This window comes from Gemelliphila sp. 1F1, from assembly GCF_056897515.1.
In genome coordinates, this window is record NZ_JBXHBE010000002.1 from 1 (window position 1) to 16,424 (window position 16,424).

The following is a 16,424-nucleotide window of genomic DNA, read 5'->3' on the forward strand; positions in this document are numbered from 1 at the left end:
TCTGATATAATTGTTTTCATAAGAGTAATTTCCTTTTTTTGATTTGTGGTTATTTCATTATACTGGATTTGCTCTTCTTTTTTCTTCCTTTTGTCTCACTTCTATTGTAACTCTACATAAAAAATAATAATTTAATTCTTAAACTATTGATTCTTTACAAAACATTTGTTATAATTTAGTTAAATTCATGTATCGAGTTAAAATAAACATTTATGTACATCGTTCGTAAGAACTCCCTAGTGGGAATTTTTTATTCGCATATAACTAAAATTATTTGAGTTTTAGAGATATGTGAATTTTTATATAAGTAAAACTACCTTGTTTATTCACTCGTCTTGCGACGTTTTAGAGATATGTGAATTTTTATATAAGTAAAACAATATACCCGCTTGCCTTATATATTCATTGTTTTAGAGATATGTGAATTTTTATATAAGTAAAACTGTTTCAAAAGAAAAATCAGAAATTGAAATGTTTTAGAGATATGTGAATTTTTATATAAGTAAAACCAAAGATACTGAAGTTTGGGTTTACGAGAAGTTTTAGAGATATGTGAATTTTTATATAAGTAAAACATCAAACAATTTTGATATTACTAGAGCTGTTTTAGAGATATGTGAATTTTTATATAAGTAAAACAACTGCTCATCTCGTTGTTTACCCGCACTGTTTTAGAGATATGTGAATTTTTATATAAGTAAAACGATAAATCAGCTTTATCAGCTAAATCTTGGTTTTAGAGATATGTGAATTTTTATATAAGTAAAACCAAAAAGATAATGTTACTATTTTGGACATTGTTTTAGAGATATGTGAATTTTTATATAAGTAAAACCATTATTTAATTTTCCTTTAATATTTTATGTTTTAGAGATATGTGAATTTTTATATAAGTAAAACTTCACGAGTTGAATTATTTGAAAGATGTCAGTTTTAGAGATATGTGAATTTTTATATAAGTAAAACTTTTCTAGCACAGCTGTTATCCCAAGTAGGTTTTAGAGATATGTGAATTTTTATATAAGTAAAACTTTCCGTTTTGCCCACCTCCGGTTAACATGTTTTAGAGATATGTGAATTTTTATATAAGTAAAACAACCTTTAAAAACAGTGGATATACTACGTGTTTTAGAGATATGTGAATTTTTATATAAGTAAAACAATACCCGATATGCTTTGAGCGCCAAAGGTTTTAGAGATATGTGAATTTTTATATAAGTAAAACCTATAATAAATATTAGTTGACACATTGATGTTTTAGAGATATGTGAATTTTTATATAAGTAAAACGCTTTCCAGTACCGCTTGTTGTATATTTTCGTTTTAGAGATATGTGAATTTTTATATAAGTAAAACTATCTCTAAAACAATGATATTCATCGTATGGTTTTAGAGATATGTGAATTTTTATATAAGTAAAACATTCACGTTATTGATTTAAAAGCAGGAGCGGTTTTAGAGATATGTGAATTTTTATATAAGTAAAACCTATCAGTCTTGTAGTTGGCAAATTCTTCTGTTTTAGAGATATGTGAATTTTTATATAAGTAAAACAGTGGTAAAGGTTGAGTTACTAACGCTATTGTTTTAGGAATATATGAATTTTTATATAAATAAATTTTTTGCATTAAAATACTTAAAATTGATTTATATATTTTAATGCATACGATGAATATCATTGTTTTAGAGATATGTGAATTTTTAAAAAAAAACAATCATTATTAATAAATGATTGTTTTTTTACTTTCAAATAGTAAAGTTTTATAAATATAATGATTAATAATAGGATGTACTTAATTATATTAAATATACTTCTTTGATATTTTAATATACATAAAAAATTATATATCTTGGAGATATAACAGTACCTTTTAAAATATATAAACTCATAAAACTTAAAAAATTACAGAGAAAATAATATAAGGCAACTAGAAAAATTTAATTCTAATTGCCTTTATTTTCTTATAAAAATATCAAGACATAAAATAACCTTGACATAATATAGTTATTTTATTTATGTTTCATATATGGAAATAACAATACATCTCTTATTGATGGTGAATTAGTTAGTAGCATAACTAGTCTATCTATTCCAATTCCTAAACCGCCTGTTGGTGGCATTCCGTATTCCAATGCTTCTACAAAATCTTCGTCCATTTCATAAACTTCATCGTTTCCTGCATCTTTTTCGTCCATTTGTGATAAAAATCTTTCTTTTTGATCTATTGGATCATTTAATTCACTAAATGCATTTGCGTGTTCTCTACGCACAATAAACAATTCAAATCTGTCTGTAAATCGCGAATCTTCTGTATTAGTTTTCGCTAAAGGAGAAACTTCTACTGGATGTCCATAAATAAATGTCGGTTGCACTAAAGTTTCTTCAACAAAATTCTCAAAAAATTCATTAATAATATGACCGACTTTCATATCTTTTCTAACATCTACATTATGCTCTTTAGCTATGGCGTGAGCCTCTTCATCTGTCATTTGTTTCCAGAAGTCTACACCTACCACTTCTTTTATAGCGTCTACCATATGCATTCTTTTCCAATTAGGTGTTAAATCTATAATATCTTCCCCATAAGGAATCTTTGTAGTACCGTGAATTTTTTCGCAAATATAAGCAATCATATTTTCTGTCAAGTTCATAATATCATTATAGTCTGCATAAGCTTCATATAATTCTATCATCGTAAATTCCGGATTGTGTCTTGTTGAAACACCTTCGTTTCTAAATGCACGCCCTATTTCATAAACTTTTTCTAAACCACCTACTATAAGACGTTTTAGAGGTAATTCCAATGCGATACGCATAAAAAGTTCCATATCCAACGCATTATGATGAGTTACAAATGGTCTAGCAGCTGCTCCTCCTGCTACTGAATGCATCATAGGAGTTTCTACTTCTAAATATCCTCTATCATTCAAATAACCACGCATAGTTTGAATAATTTTTGAACGCATAATAAATGTATCTTTTGATTCTTTGTTCATTATTAAATCAACATAGCGACGACGATATCTTTCTTCTACATCTTTTAGTCCATGGAATTTGTCTGGCAATGGACGTAAAGACTTTGTCAAAATATCAAAGCTATTTGCTTTTACTGATAATTCTCCAACATTTGTTTTAAATAAAACGCCTGATATTCCTACTATATCTCCTAAATCTACAGATTTAAAAAATTCGTAATTATCCCTTACTCTATCTTGACGAACATATATTTGAATTTGTCCTCCTAAATCCTGAATATGAGCAAAACCTGCTTTTCCTTTTCCACGCTTAGTCATTACACGTCCAGCAATAGTTACTTCTACATTTTTTTCTTCTAATTCTTCTTTTGAGAATCTATCAAATAATTCTACTAATTCATTTGTTAAATGCGTTCTCTCAAATTTTGTTCCAAAAGGATCTAAACCTTTTTCTCTTATTGCCTCCATCTTTTCACGACGAACTAGCATTTGATCATTTAATTCTTCGCCAGCAATATTTAATATTTCTTCTGTCATTTTTTCTCCTCTTAAATTTTCACGTCATTAATAATATAACAACTATTATAACATATTTCTACTTTAGTTTGTATAAATAGATATAAATTAATTTTTTATATTAATTACATCATATTAAAAATATTTTTCCGAACTTTAAACATCTTGATAAGGCTTTACATTGTAAGAAAACGATAAATTTCGTAACATTTTACTAGAAAATATTTAACGAATAGTTTTTTTATGTTATAATTTTTGTAGTAAACTTTGGGAGGAGAAATTAATTTTATGAATAAAAATAAAAAGTTTATAGCAATTCTATCATCTACATTATTAGCTACCTCATTCATAATACCTCAAAGTATTAATGATTATGTACTGGTAGCAAAAGCAGAAAACACAGTTTCTAACTTTAACAGATCTACTTTAACTAAAGGTGATACTGTCAATATTACTGGAACTGTTACTACTCAACCTGGTATTTTTGGTGGTCAAGTATTTTATATAACTACAAGCGACAATCAAAGCATTTATGTTTACCCAGGAAAAAATGAAATAAGTAATAACCAAATTAATAAAGGGGACAATGTTTCATTTACAGCAACTGTTACTGAATATAATAAAAATTTACAATTAGTATCTTTAAAAAATGTTAAAGTAAATAGTAGCAACAATAATGTAATACCAGTAAAAATTACTATTGATGGTATTTCTCAAAACTTACAAGATAGTTATGTAGAACTTAACAACTTAAAAATTAAGTCATTTAAATCACAAGGAAAATATAAAAATACAGTAATTACTGCAGAAGATTCTAGTAATAACGAAGTTGAAATATTTGCAGATAACAGAGTTTTTAATGATTTTGATTCATATTCTAAAAAACTTACTACTAATGATACTATTACCTCAGTAAAAGGTATTTTAACTACATTTAATGGTAAATATCAAATTAAACCTACAGAAGCTACTGAAATAAATATAACAAAAGATAATATAGATAACGAAAATGTAGTAACATATAAAATCGGCAATATTCAAGGAGAAAGTCATACATCACCTTTACTTGATAAAATTGTGAATATAGAAAATGTTGTAGTTACAAAGATAGATGGAAACAAAGGTTTTTATGTTCAGGACATAGAACCAGACAACAATCCTAATACATCTGATGCAATTTATATATCTAGTAAAGAGAAAGTAAATGTTGGAGACAAACTTACTATAAGAGGTACAGTTAAAGAAAAATATGGAGCTGGATATGCAGAAAAAACTAGTACTGACTTAACAATAACTCAATTAGAAGCTAAAGAAATTATAAAAAATGGTACTAGTGAACTTCCAACTCCATTAAAATTAGGAGACAATATTCCTAAAAAAATAATCGATAACGATAACTTCTCTATTTTTGATCCACAAGAAGATGCAATAGATTTCTGGGAAAGTATAGAAGGTATGCGAGTAGAGATAGAACGTCCTACTATCCTAGGCCCACAAAAATATGGATATCTATATGTATTACCTGCAACTTATAAAGGAGATAGAAACAATTCTGGTGGAATAAGTTTAGAAGAAGGTTATCAAAATACTGAAATTATAGCTATAATGACTGGTAATAGAAAATACCGAGCTAAAGCTAGTGATTATTTTGATGGTAATATAATAGGAAATGTAACTTATGATTATAGCGAATATAAAATTGATGTAACAAACACAGAATTACCTAAGAAAATAGACGGTAACTTACAGCGTGAAAAATCTAATATTAAATTTGACGAAAATAAATTAACAATAGCATCATACAATATAGAAAACTTTTCTGCAAATTCTAGTTCAAAAGAAACACCAGATAGTAAAGTTGAAAAAATTGCTAATTCATTTATTAATGAAATTAATTCGCCAGATATTATATCTTTAATAGAAGTTCAAGATGACAATGGTGGTATCGATGATGGAACTACTAGTGGTGTCAAAAGTGGAGAAAGGCTTGCTGGTAAAATAAAATCACTAGGTGGTCCAGACTACAAATATATTGAAGTTGAACCTGTAAACAACGCGGATGGGGGTAAACCTGGAGCTAATATAAGAGTTGCCTATCTATATAATCCTAGTCGTGTAACATTAGTAGATAAAGAGGCGGGTAATAGTACAGATGATGCTGTATTCGTAAATGGAGAACTTACTAAAAACCCTGTACGTGTATCCCCTAACAGTAAAGCATTTCAAGGTGTAAGAAAATCTTTAGCTGCTGAATTTGATTTCAAAGGAGAAAGAATAATAGTAATCAATAATCACTTGAAATCAAAAAATGGCGATAATCCTCTTTACGGAAAAATACAACCAGCAGTAGAAAATTCTCAAGTTAGCAGAATCGAACAAGCACTTGAAATTAATAAATTTGTTAAAGAAGGTTTAAAACAAAATCCTAATCTTAAATTTATTTTAACTGGAGATTTTAATGATTTCGAATTTTCTAATACAATAAAATCATTAAAAGGAGATATTTTAACAGATTTACTGTCTAATCATGATAAAAGTGATAGATATTCTTATTTCTACCGTGGAAACAACCAAAGTTTAGATAACATTCTAGTATCTAACAATATCGCTAATGATATTAAATTTGATGCAATTCATGTAAATTCTTCATTTATGGAAGAAGATGGACGAGCTTCAGACCATGATCCTCTTTTAGTACAAATTCAATTTAAAAAAGGAGAAATCTTAGGAGAATCAACTAATACACCAGAAAATCCATCTATAAAAATTGAAGATACAACTTATACAGAAGACGTACCTTTCAACGTAGAGATAATAAAAACTGATAAATTATTCGAGGACGAAACAAAAGTTGAGCAAGAAGGAGTAGTTGGTAAAAAAACTATAAATAAACGTATAATAAAAGACTCTAACGGAAATATTCTAAGAGAAGAAATTATCTCTAATGAAATTACTACTAAACCTACTAATAAAGTTATGAAAGTCGGAACAAAGAAAAAATCAATTAATACAACTACGCATACAGAGTATGTAACATATACAGAAGAAATACCATTCGAAATTGATAAAATTGAAACTGATGAATTATTAGAAGGAGAAGAAAAAATAGAAGTTGGTGGAATAAGTGGAGAAAGAAAAATAACAAAACGTATAGTAAAAGATCTTAATACTGGGGAAATTATAAGCGAGGAAATTATTTCTAATGAAATTACTACTAAACCTATCAATAAGGTAGTAAAAATTGGAACAAAAAAAGAAGTAAATAGTTATCAAAATCAAAAAACTTTATCAAAAACTGGAGAAATGACTACTAACTTATCATTATTCACTGGGCTTATGTTATTACTAACTATTCTTGTTACGAAAAGAAAAAAGCATAAATAATTAAATATAATATTTATAAAATACGAGAGATAAATTGTTATTATCTCTCGTATTTTTCCATATTTGTTATACTTTATAAATATAATCTATTATGCTTTGTTCATCAACAAAACTTTCCAAATTTTGTTGGAATACTTTATCTCTAGCCAATTTATCGATATCCGAAATTATATTCAGATGTTCCATGTTATCTAAAGTTGTTAACAAAAATATAGTTTTGTAATTTCTGTTATCTATTGTTAAAGAATCTTTTAACAATAGCATAGCTACATTAGGATTTGTATATGAAAATTCTGATTTGAAACATACTAACAACGTATCTGAATAAAGTTGGTTGTAAGTATAATTTTCATCAATTTTTAAACGTTTATTTACATATTCTTCACTTAGTTTTCCACTAAATACTAAAGATTTTGATAATATATTTATAGCTTCTTTTAAATTATGAACATTAGTTTCTATCAAAATATTATTTTTAATTAAAATATCTTTTAGTTTTATATTATTTTTTTTACCATTAACCACCATATCTTTTTTTAATAATTTTTTTATTTTATTTTTAAACTCTACAACCTTATGTTTATCTTTAATATAATCTGATGCAAGTCTATCTAACTTCTTATCAAGTTCATAATAGTAATCATTTTCTTTTATATTTTGCATAAAATTAACAATTTTTGTTATATCTTCTGTTGTAATTAGTGGACTTATAACTACATAAGGAATTTCTATATCCAAAAATTCCGTACTAATTAAAAAATCTATATTACTGTAATTTTTTATCTGTTCTTTATTAACGACATCTACAATGTTACAGTTAGTCAAATAGTGTTTACATTGATTTTCAATTAAATGTTGTATAGAATATTGTTCTTCCGTTACAATAAGAACTTTTTTTATTTTATTAATTTTTTGATGGCTAGTTACAAGTTCTGAACCAAAGTGCAAACTTAAATAAGCTATATCTGATTTTGTAAATTTAATTTTATAAACACTTTCTATATATTTAACGCTAAGTCTAGTAACTAAAAATACGTCTTTATAATTATGAATAATATTATCTGTTAAGGTATTATTAGTAACTATGTTGAATTTTTTTCTAAACAACAATGATTTGAAATGAGTTGTTAATCTATCTATAAATTTTTCATTACTTTTTAGACTAACACCTGCATTTTGATCAAATATATTAATCATAGTTTTTATATTTTTTATTAATTCTTTGTAATCTTCACTATGATTATGACTATCCAAATCTTTTTTTAAACATAAAACTATAATAGTCAATAAAATTTTCTCATTTTCATTTAACTTTATTCCAGATAAGTTATATAAATCATCTGCAACACAACTAATAAATTTATATTCTATACGTTGTTCTACTAATGTTATATAGTCAACCCCTAAAGCTATATTATCTTCCATTTTTCTTATTGTTGCTATTATATAAGGAAATGCAAATAGAAACTTTTTATTTTCTGAAGATGTTATTTCTTTACCTAGAATATTCACATGATTATCAGTAGCTAGAAGTAAATTGACATAAAAAGATGTACTAAACAACTTATTATCTACATTTAAAATATTATTTATATAATTTTTTAATTTATCATTTCTATGACAGTACAATTCATTAAGTAAATAGTAAACGTATTGAACAAGTTCTAATTCACTTCCTAAGAAAAAGTAACCTTGCTTTTTATTAACTTCTAATGTTACATTAAAATTAGATTTTAAAACATTTTCTTTAATATCTTTCAAATCATTAACTATAGTATTTCTACTTACAAAACAAGTTTCAATTAAAAAATCTATAGTTATCTTTTGTGGATATGTAGCAATTAAAATCGCTATACATAGTTTTCTCTCCTCTATACTCATAAAATATACAGAATTATCATATGATTTTAATAATTTTTTTAGAAATTTTTCTTGATCACTATCTATAACTATTCCAATATTTTGTTTATTGAAAATTTTGCTACATACTTTACCTTTCTCAATTTCATCATTCAGTTTATCTAAATTATAGTAAATAACTCTTCTATTTTGTTCTAATTCTTTTGCTATATTAGTTATAGTACCTGCTTTCTTGTTTTGAATCAAGTACTCTATTAAATCATAAATTTTTTTATCTACTATCATAACACCCTACCATTATATAATAAAAAATATGTACTACTTTAGTAATATTGATTAAATCAAAATATCTTTAATAATTATACTAATAAATTTTCAAGAGTACAAATATTTTATTTTTATTAATATTTAAGAAATTTTTGGCTGTTACGCCAAAATAAATAAAATCAATACTTTGTTAAAGTACCGATTTCATATACGTTAAAAATAATTGTTTATTTTACCTTGTTGTTAATATAGTAAATAAAGTATTATATATTTATAAAATTTATTATTTTTTTTGACCGTAGTAGGCATTTTCTCCATGTTTACGTAAAAAATGTTTTTCTAATAAATATTGATCTACTCTTTTTACATCTGCATTCACTTGTTCAGTTTTTCTGGCCATTTTAGCAACTTCTTCTAAGACAACAGCGTGATAAACTGCTTCTTCTGGATCTTTACCCCACGTAAAAGGACCATGATTTCTTACTACAATTCCAGGAATATATTTTGGATTAATTTTTTTATTTTTGAAAGTTTCTATAATAACCGTTCCTGTATCTTTTTCATATTCACCATTTACTTCTGATTCTGTTAAGCTTCTTGCACACGGTATATCTCCGTAGAAATAATCTGCGTGCGTTGTTCCATAAGATATGATATCACGACCTGCTTGTGCCCATGCTACTGCTTCTTCTGAGTGAGTATGTACAACTCCTCCAATTTCTTCAAATTCTTTATACAATTCTAAATGTGTTTTTAAATCACTAGATGGATTTAAGTCTCCTTCTACTATATTGCCATCTAAATCAACTATTACCATATTTTCTGGACTAAGCTCTTCATATTTTACTCCAGACGGTTTAATGACTACTAAACCTAATTCTCTATCTATACCACTAACATTCCCCCAAGTAAATTTCACTAACCCTTTTTCTTGAAGTTGCATATTAGTTTTATATACTCGTTCTCTTAATTTTTCTAATAACATTATAATAACCCCGCTTCTCTTAGTTTTGGTAATAAGTAATCTTTAGCTTTTTGAATTTCTCTTTCTGGATTATCGCTATTTTCTGACCACATCTCAATTAAAAATGGGCCGCTATAATCTATTTCTTTTAAAATTTTGAAACAATTATCAAAATCTACACAACCTTCTCCAAACGTAACATCCCTAAATTGTCCTTTACTAGATTCAGTTACAGGATAAGTATCTTTTAGATGAATAGCGCTTATATGTGTTTTTCCTAAAATAAATTCTGATCTAATATCGTTATGCCACGCACTTAAATTTCCTAAATCAGGATACACCATTAACCAAGGAGAATCTACAAGCTTACTAATCGCTAAATATTTTTCAACACTATTAATGAATTGATCATCCATAATTTCTATAGCTAATGTGATTTGTTTCTCTGCAGCCATTTTTAATGATTTCTTTAAGTTTGTTAAAAATCTTTGTCTAGTTTCTTCGCTTTTTTCTTCATAGTATACATCATAACCAGCTAATTGAATAGTTCTTACTCCCAAATCACTAGCTAAGTCTATACATTTTTGCATAAGTTCCAAAGATTTTTGCTCTATTAATGGATCATTAGAACCTAAAGGAAATCTTCTATGTCCACTAAAGCATATAGTAGGTATTTTTATTCCTGTTTCAAAAATTGCTTGTACTACTTCTAATCGTTCTTCTTTAGTCCAATCTAATCTTGCTAGACGGAAATCTTGCTCATCTATGCTCATCTCTACAAAATCAAATTCAAGATTTTTAGCAAATACTAATCGTTCTCGCCAAGTTAAATTTTTAGGCGTTGCTTTTTCATATATTCCTAATGGTCTAGCCATAAAAATTACCCCCAAATTCTTTCGATTTCAGCTTTAAAATCAAGAGCTGCTTGACGTTGATCCTCTGCTGCTGTAATTCCTCTTCCTGTTATAAATGTGTAGACATCTATTCCTCTAAATAGTTCTAAAGTATCAATAGACAGACCTCCAGTTACAGAAACTTTGAATCCCATATCTATTAATTTTTTTACTTTATTTAAGTCCTTTTCTCCCCAAGTTTCTCCACTTAGCAGTGCATCTCTACTTTGATGATAAATTGCTTGATCAATTCCTGCTTCTAGCCATTGTGCTGCTTGCTCAAAAGTCCAATCTCCATATAACTCTACTTGAAGAGTTCCTATCTCTTTTTGTGCTGCTTTCATAGTTGGAATAGTTGCACAACAGATAACTGTCATTATATCTGCACCTGCATCTTTACAGTTTTTGGCTACCGTTCCTCCTGCATCTGCACATTTAGTATCTGCTATTAATTCTTTGTTAGGGTACAATGCTCTAAGACATTTTACTGCTTTCATTCCATCAGCTAAGCAAAGAATAGTTCCTGCTTCGATTACATCCACTACATCACCACACGCTTTAATAGATTCTAAAGCACTTTCTGTTGAATTATTGTCTAATGCTACTTGTAATTTTGGTATCGCCATCTCTTTTCTCCTTAATTTTAATTTTCGAATCCTTGTAAATATGGACTATTTTTAGTTTCATCTATCATATCATATATATCTTGTACAGATTTTGCATCTACCATACGAGAGATAGAGTTATCTAATTCTAATAATGCTATAATCTGCGGAATAGCTACTGAAGCATGAATTTCAGAAGACGTAGCTGCAAGTGCTATTAGTACTGAAGCTTCCTTCCCATCAGAAAATGTTACTGGCTCTTTTAATGTTATTAAACTAAATGCATCTGCTTTAACACCATCTTCTGGACGCGCATGAGGCATTGCCATTCCTGGCATAAGTAGATAATATGGTCCAAATTCTTCTGTAACTCTTAGTATCGCATCGTAATATCTCTCTTCTACTGCTCCACTCTCAATTAACGGTTCTATAGACAATTTTACTGCTTCTTTCCATGTTGCCGCTTCTAAACCTAGTTTTATTGAATTATTTTTTATTAACGCTTCTTTTAAGTTCATCTTTCTTCTCCTCAGTTTAAAAATTAAAGGATGATGAGGATAACCCCATCATCCTCTTATTAAAATTTTAAAGTATCGCTTGTAATTTTTCTGTTATTTCATTATCATCCATTAAATTGTCAAGTCCTACTAATTTCCCTTGTGTACGCCCTTCTAATTCATGAATTAAATGCTGAGAAGCAACTACTATATCATAGCTTCCTGCTACACCTTTAGCTTCACCTACGCTACAAAAATCAACTTGAAAATCACTAACACTTAGTTTACGTAGTGCATTTTCTATCTTCATTTTTATAACCATACTTGATCCCATTCCGTTACCACATGCTGCTAATACTTTTACCATAATTATTTCCTCCTAAATTTTTAATTTGTATTTTATATATTATTTAATTCACTATTAATTTTCTAATGGTTCAACTTCTGCTCTATAATATGCTTCTTTATCTTTAGCACGTGCATACTGTAGTTGAGGTATTGCAATTAATATTATTGCAACTACTGCTATTCCTACATAGCCTAAGTTCTTCATAATAAATCCAAACAATGGCCACGCTGTTGACCAGTCTATACTTCCGTGCCATCCGCCTGCTAATTGGAATAATCCTACAGCTATTGCACCACCGATAACTTGAAGTGATCCACAGATAGCTGCTACTATAACTGCTGCTCTTACTCCTCCTCGCTTGTCTGCATAAACTGCAAGAGTTGCGTTGTCAAAGAATACTGGTACGAATCCTGTAATTATTAAAATTGGTGATTTGAATACTACTAGTAATGCAATCATTGTAAGTTGCGAAACTAATCCAGTCGCAAATCCGAATAATATTGCATTAGGATGAGAAAAGTTAAATGCCGCTGCACAGTCTACCGCTGGAAGTGAACCAGGTAGTAATTTGTTTGAAATACCTTGGAACGCTTGAGTAAGCTCTGTAACGAACATACGCACACCCATCATTAAGATAGCCAAGTATACAGAGAATTTTAGTGAAGTTGACAAAATATAAGTTCCATACCAAATCTTTTTGTCGAATAAAACTCCTGCTACTGCTTTATCTCCAGTCAACTCTACTAATCTTGGATCAGACATTAGTTCTGGTCCTAGGAATAACAATATTGCCCCAAAGAAGAACATCATTAAAGTTCCAGTTGCTACTACATTATCATGGAAAATTGATAAAGCTTTAGGCAATTTAATATCAGCAACTCGTTTTTTAGGATTACCTACTTTAGCCGCTATCTTATCCGCTATCCAAATTGAGAACATCTGTTGGTGTCCAATTGAAAATCCTGCTCCACCTGTCAAACGTTGTGTAGGTTCTACTGTTAAGTTAGTACCCGCTGCCCAATAAAGCCCAACTAAAACGCCTATAATCACCGTTCCAGTAGTATTTCTCAAATCTGGGAATATAGAAAAGATTATCCACGTAGTAGTTGTCGCTTGTTGTAACATTACGTGTCCTGTAATAAATAAAGCACGTGTACGTGTAACCTTACGCAACGCAATCATTAAAATATTTATCGCAAATCCAATACACAATGAAATCATTACGTTAGATGCTGATTGTCCAATTCCTTTTAGCGCATCATTTACTGCCGCTAATCCAAAATAAGGATCTATTACTGCTGCATCAATTTCAAACTTTACTTTTAATGCTGCAAGTATAGGTCTAAATGTAGTTACAAGTCCACTTGATCCTACACCTAAAATCATAAATCCTACTGTTGCTTTTATAAATCCTGCAAAACTTTCATATACAGGCTTTTTAAGAAGCATATAACCTACAAATACAATAATACCTATGAAAAATTCTGGTTTTGTTAAAATGTTTGTAACAAACCAATTTAGCACTTGCATAAATACATTCATAGAAGTTCCTCCTAAAATTTATTTTGTTGTTTTCGATTACAGTTTAATTCTATACTATACATTAATAAAAAAAAATACCAATTACGTAACAATAGTAATGTACAAATTTAACAAACTTCAAAAATTATTTACTTAGACAGGTTATTGTTATAAATGGATAGTTAAATGTTTTTATTGTTGATAATAAATTATTTAACATTATATGGAAGAAATTTATATTTAAACTTTAGAATATATACATTTTTTATAACAAAAATATTTTTAATTATTCATATATAACAAGATTGTACAGAATATCTGTTCTGTAATTGGACTTTTTTTTGATTACAATATCATATATACTAAAATCAAATAACAAATGGAGGATAATTAAATGGCTAATGTTAATGAAATAACTAGAGAGTCTTGGATTTTAAGCACTTTTCCAGAATGGGGAACTTGGCTAAATGAAGAAATAGAAAATGAAGTTGTCCCAGAAGGAAATTTTGCTATGTGGTGGCTTGGTTGTGTAGGAGTTTGGATTAAAACACCTGGTGGAGCTAATATATGTATGGATCTTTGGGCTAGCCGTGGAAAAAACACAAAAAAAGTAAAAGATATGGTTCGTGGACACCAAATGGCAAATATGGCAGGGGTTAGAAAGCTACAACCAAATTTAAGAGCACAACCTATGGTAATAGATCCATTCGCAATCAATGAAGTAGATTTTATTCTAGCATCTCACTACCATAGTGATCACATTGATATTAATGTAGCAGCTGCTATAATTAACAATCCTAAATTAAACCATGTAAAATTCGTTGGACCTTGGCATTGTACAGAACTTTGGAAAAAATGGGGAGTACCTGAAGATAGATTAATTACAGTTAAACCTGGTGATGTAGTTACTATCAAAGATGTAGAAATCCACGCTCTTGATTCATTCGATAGAACTTGTCTTGTTACTTTACCAGTAGAAGGTGCTGAAGTACAAGGAGGAGAATTAGCTGGACTTTGTCCATCTGATGAAGAAATGGGTAGAAAAGCTGTAAACTATGTATTCAAAACACCTGGTGGAAATATATATCACGGAGCAGACTCACATTATTCTATTCAATTTGCAAAACACGGGAAAGAATTTGATATTGATGTAGCCTTAAATAACTATGGAGAAAACCCTGTAGGTATAGCAGACAAAATGACTTCTATTGATTTATTACGTATGGCAGAATGTTTGCGCACTAACGTAATAATACCTGTTCATCACGATATATGGACTAACTTTATGGCAAGCACACAAGAAATAATTGATTTATGGCGTATGCGTAAAGATAGATTACAATACAAATTCCATCCATTTATTTGGGAAGTTGGAGGAAAATATGTTTATCCTCAAGATAAAGATTTAATAGAATATCATCATCCACGTGGATTTGATGATTGCTTCGAGCAAGAACCTAACATTCAATTCAAATCAATGTTATAATTAAAAATATCCCACCTTTATGGCGGGATATTAAATTACCTTTTATATTTAGAGATAATTGTTTTATGATTTTATTAAAACTTTTATCTCTTTTCCTTGCATTACAGTTTCAAATGCTTGACGTGCATCTTTTAAATCAAATATTTTTGTAATCATTTTATCAACTGCTATCTTATCACGTTCTAACAAGTCTAATGCTAATTTCCATGAAGATGGTTTTTGTGATCTTGATCCTATATAGTTAAGTTCTCTTTGAATTATTGCTTCTTGATCAAGTGAATTACATTTTTCAGCAAATAAGCCTACTTGAACAAAATCACCTTTCTTTTTCACTAAACTTAACGCCGAATTAACTGCAATTATTGAGCCAGAGCAATCGAATGCTTTGTCTACTCCGTAGCCATCTGTTTTTTTTAGCACTATTTCTTCTAAATTTTCTGTTAAAGTATCTATTGTTATGTCTATTCCTATCTCTTTTGCTAATTCTAATCTAGCTGAATCTCTAGTAATTCCTGTTAAAATAACTTTAGCTCCATTAGCTTTAGCTACCTGCGCTAATAAAAGTCCTATAGGTCCAGGACCTATTACTAAAACAACATCTCCTTTGTTAATTGTCGTTTTTTCTAGTGCTGCATGTGTACAACAAGCTAATGGTTCAGTTAAAGATGCTGCTTTCAATGATACATTATCGGGTATTATATGACAACTTTCCTCTCGTGAAATTACATATTTAGTCATACTTCCATCAACCTGTGTTCCTATTCCTTTTCTTCTTGAACACAAATTATAATCTTTACTTTCACAATATATACATTCCCCGCAAGTTTCAAAAGTAGTTTCACTAGTTACTCTATCACCTATTTTTATATTTTTTACATCAGGTCCTACCTCAACAACCACTCCAGAAAATTCGTGTCCTAATATTACAGGCAATCCTCTACTATTATATTCACCTTTAAAAGTATGAATATCTGATCCACATATTCCTGTGTAACCTACTTCAATTTTCACTCTATCTCCATAAACTTTAGGTTCATCAACTTCTAATAATTCTAAGTTATCGTAACCAGCTTTTGTTTTTACAACTGCTAACATAAAACTGTTCC

11 protein-coding genes and 1 CRISPR repeat array are annotated in these 16,424 nt (G+C 28.7%); of the genes, 2 read left to right on the forward strand and 9 right to left on the reverse strand.

Annotation, left to right across the window (positions count from 1 at the left end; translation table 11 throughout):
* Positions 1–278 precede the first annotated feature (278 nt).
* Positions 279–1,716: direct repeats of the CRISPR family, unit length 36 nt; unit sequence GTTTTAGAGATATGTGAATTTTTATATAAGTAAAAC.
* Positions 1,717–2,010: 294 nt separating this feature from the next.
* Positions 2,011–3,513: a lysine--tRNA ligase gene (gene lysS, locus AC1XWJ_RS02290; RefSeq protein WP_483334275.1), complete on the reverse strand. Its 1,503-nt coding sequence runs from the start codon at positions 3,511–3,513 to the stop codon at positions 2,011–2,013.
* Positions 3,514–3,780: 267 nt separating this feature from the next.
* Here lysS and AC1XWJ_RS02295 point away from each other — a divergent pair, with 267 nt between their 5' ends.
* Complete coding sequence (locus tag AC1XWJ_RS02295; protein WP_483334276.1) at positions 3,781–6,876, forward strand: G5 domain-containing protein; 3,096 nt, start codon at positions 3,781–3,783, stop codon at positions 6,874–6,876.
* A 66-nt stretch (positions 6,877–6,942) separates the two neighbouring features.
* Here AC1XWJ_RS02295 and AC1XWJ_RS02300 read toward each other — a convergent pair whose 3' ends face one another.
* From AC1XWJ_RS02300 to AC1XWJ_RS02330, 7 genes are all read right to left on the reverse strand, one after another.
* Entirely contained in the window at positions 6,943–9,021 is a 2,079-nt protein-coding gene (locus AC1XWJ_RS02300) for a PRD domain-containing protein (protein WP_483334277.1), read from the reverse strand.
* Between the two features lie 265 nt (positions 9,022–9,286).
* Positions 9,287–9,988, reverse strand: a complete 702-nt coding sequence (locus AC1XWJ_RS02305) for an L-ribulose-5-phosphate 4-epimerase (RefSeq protein ID WP_483334278.1) — start codon at positions 9,986–9,988, stop codon at positions 9,287–9,289.
* Positions 9,988–10,842: an L-ribulose-5-phosphate 3-epimerase gene (locus AC1XWJ_RS02310; RefSeq protein WP_483334279.1), complete on the reverse strand. Its 855-nt coding sequence runs from the start codon at positions 10,840–10,842 to the stop codon at positions 9,988–9,990. The genes AC1XWJ_RS02305 and AC1XWJ_RS02310 overlap by 1 nt, the downstream gene beginning before the upstream one ends.
* A gap of 5 nt (positions 10,843–10,847) precedes the next feature.
* Positions 10,848–11,486: a 3-keto-L-gulonate-6-phosphate decarboxylase UlaD gene (locus AC1XWJ_RS02315; RefSeq protein ID WP_483334280.1), complete on the reverse strand. Its 639-nt coding sequence runs from the start codon at positions 11,484–11,486 to the stop codon at positions 10,848–10,850.
* Between the two features lie 17 nt (positions 11,487–11,503).
* On the reverse strand, positions 11,504–11,983 hold the full coding sequence (locus tag AC1XWJ_RS02320; protein WP_483334281.1) for a PTS sugar transporter subunit IIA: 480 nt from the start codon (positions 11,981–11,983) through the stop codon (positions 11,504–11,506).
* 67 nt (positions 11,984–12,050) lie between these two features.
* Positions 12,051–12,329 (reverse strand): PTS sugar transporter subunit IIB, encoded by a 279-nt coding sequence (locus AC1XWJ_RS02325; protein ID WP_483334282.1) that lies wholly within the window; start codon positions 12,327–12,329, stop codon positions 12,051–12,053.
* Between the two features lie 54 nt (positions 12,330–12,383).
* A complete protein-coding gene (locus AC1XWJ_RS02330; RefSeq protein ID WP_483334283.1) occupies positions 12,384–13,853 on the reverse strand; it encodes a PTS ascorbate transporter subunit IIC in 1,470 nt (489 codons plus the stop codon).
* 373 nt (positions 13,854–14,226) lie between these two features.
* Between AC1XWJ_RS02330 and ulaG the strand changes: the two genes are divergently transcribed.
* On the forward strand, positions 14,227–15,318 hold the full coding sequence (ulaG, locus tag AC1XWJ_RS02335; protein ID WP_483334284.1) for an L-ascorbate 6-phosphate lactonase: 1,092 nt from the start codon (positions 14,227–14,229) through the stop codon (positions 15,316–15,318).
* A 63-nt stretch (positions 15,319–15,381) separates the two neighbouring features.
* Here ulaG and AC1XWJ_RS02340 read toward each other — a convergent pair whose 3' ends face one another.
* Positions 15,382–16,413 (reverse strand): zinc-binding dehydrogenase, encoded by a 1,032-nt coding sequence (locus tag AC1XWJ_RS02340; RefSeq protein WP_483334285.1) that lies wholly within the window; start codon positions 16,411–16,413, stop codon positions 15,382–15,384.
* Positions 16,414–16,424 lie beyond the last annotated feature (11 nt).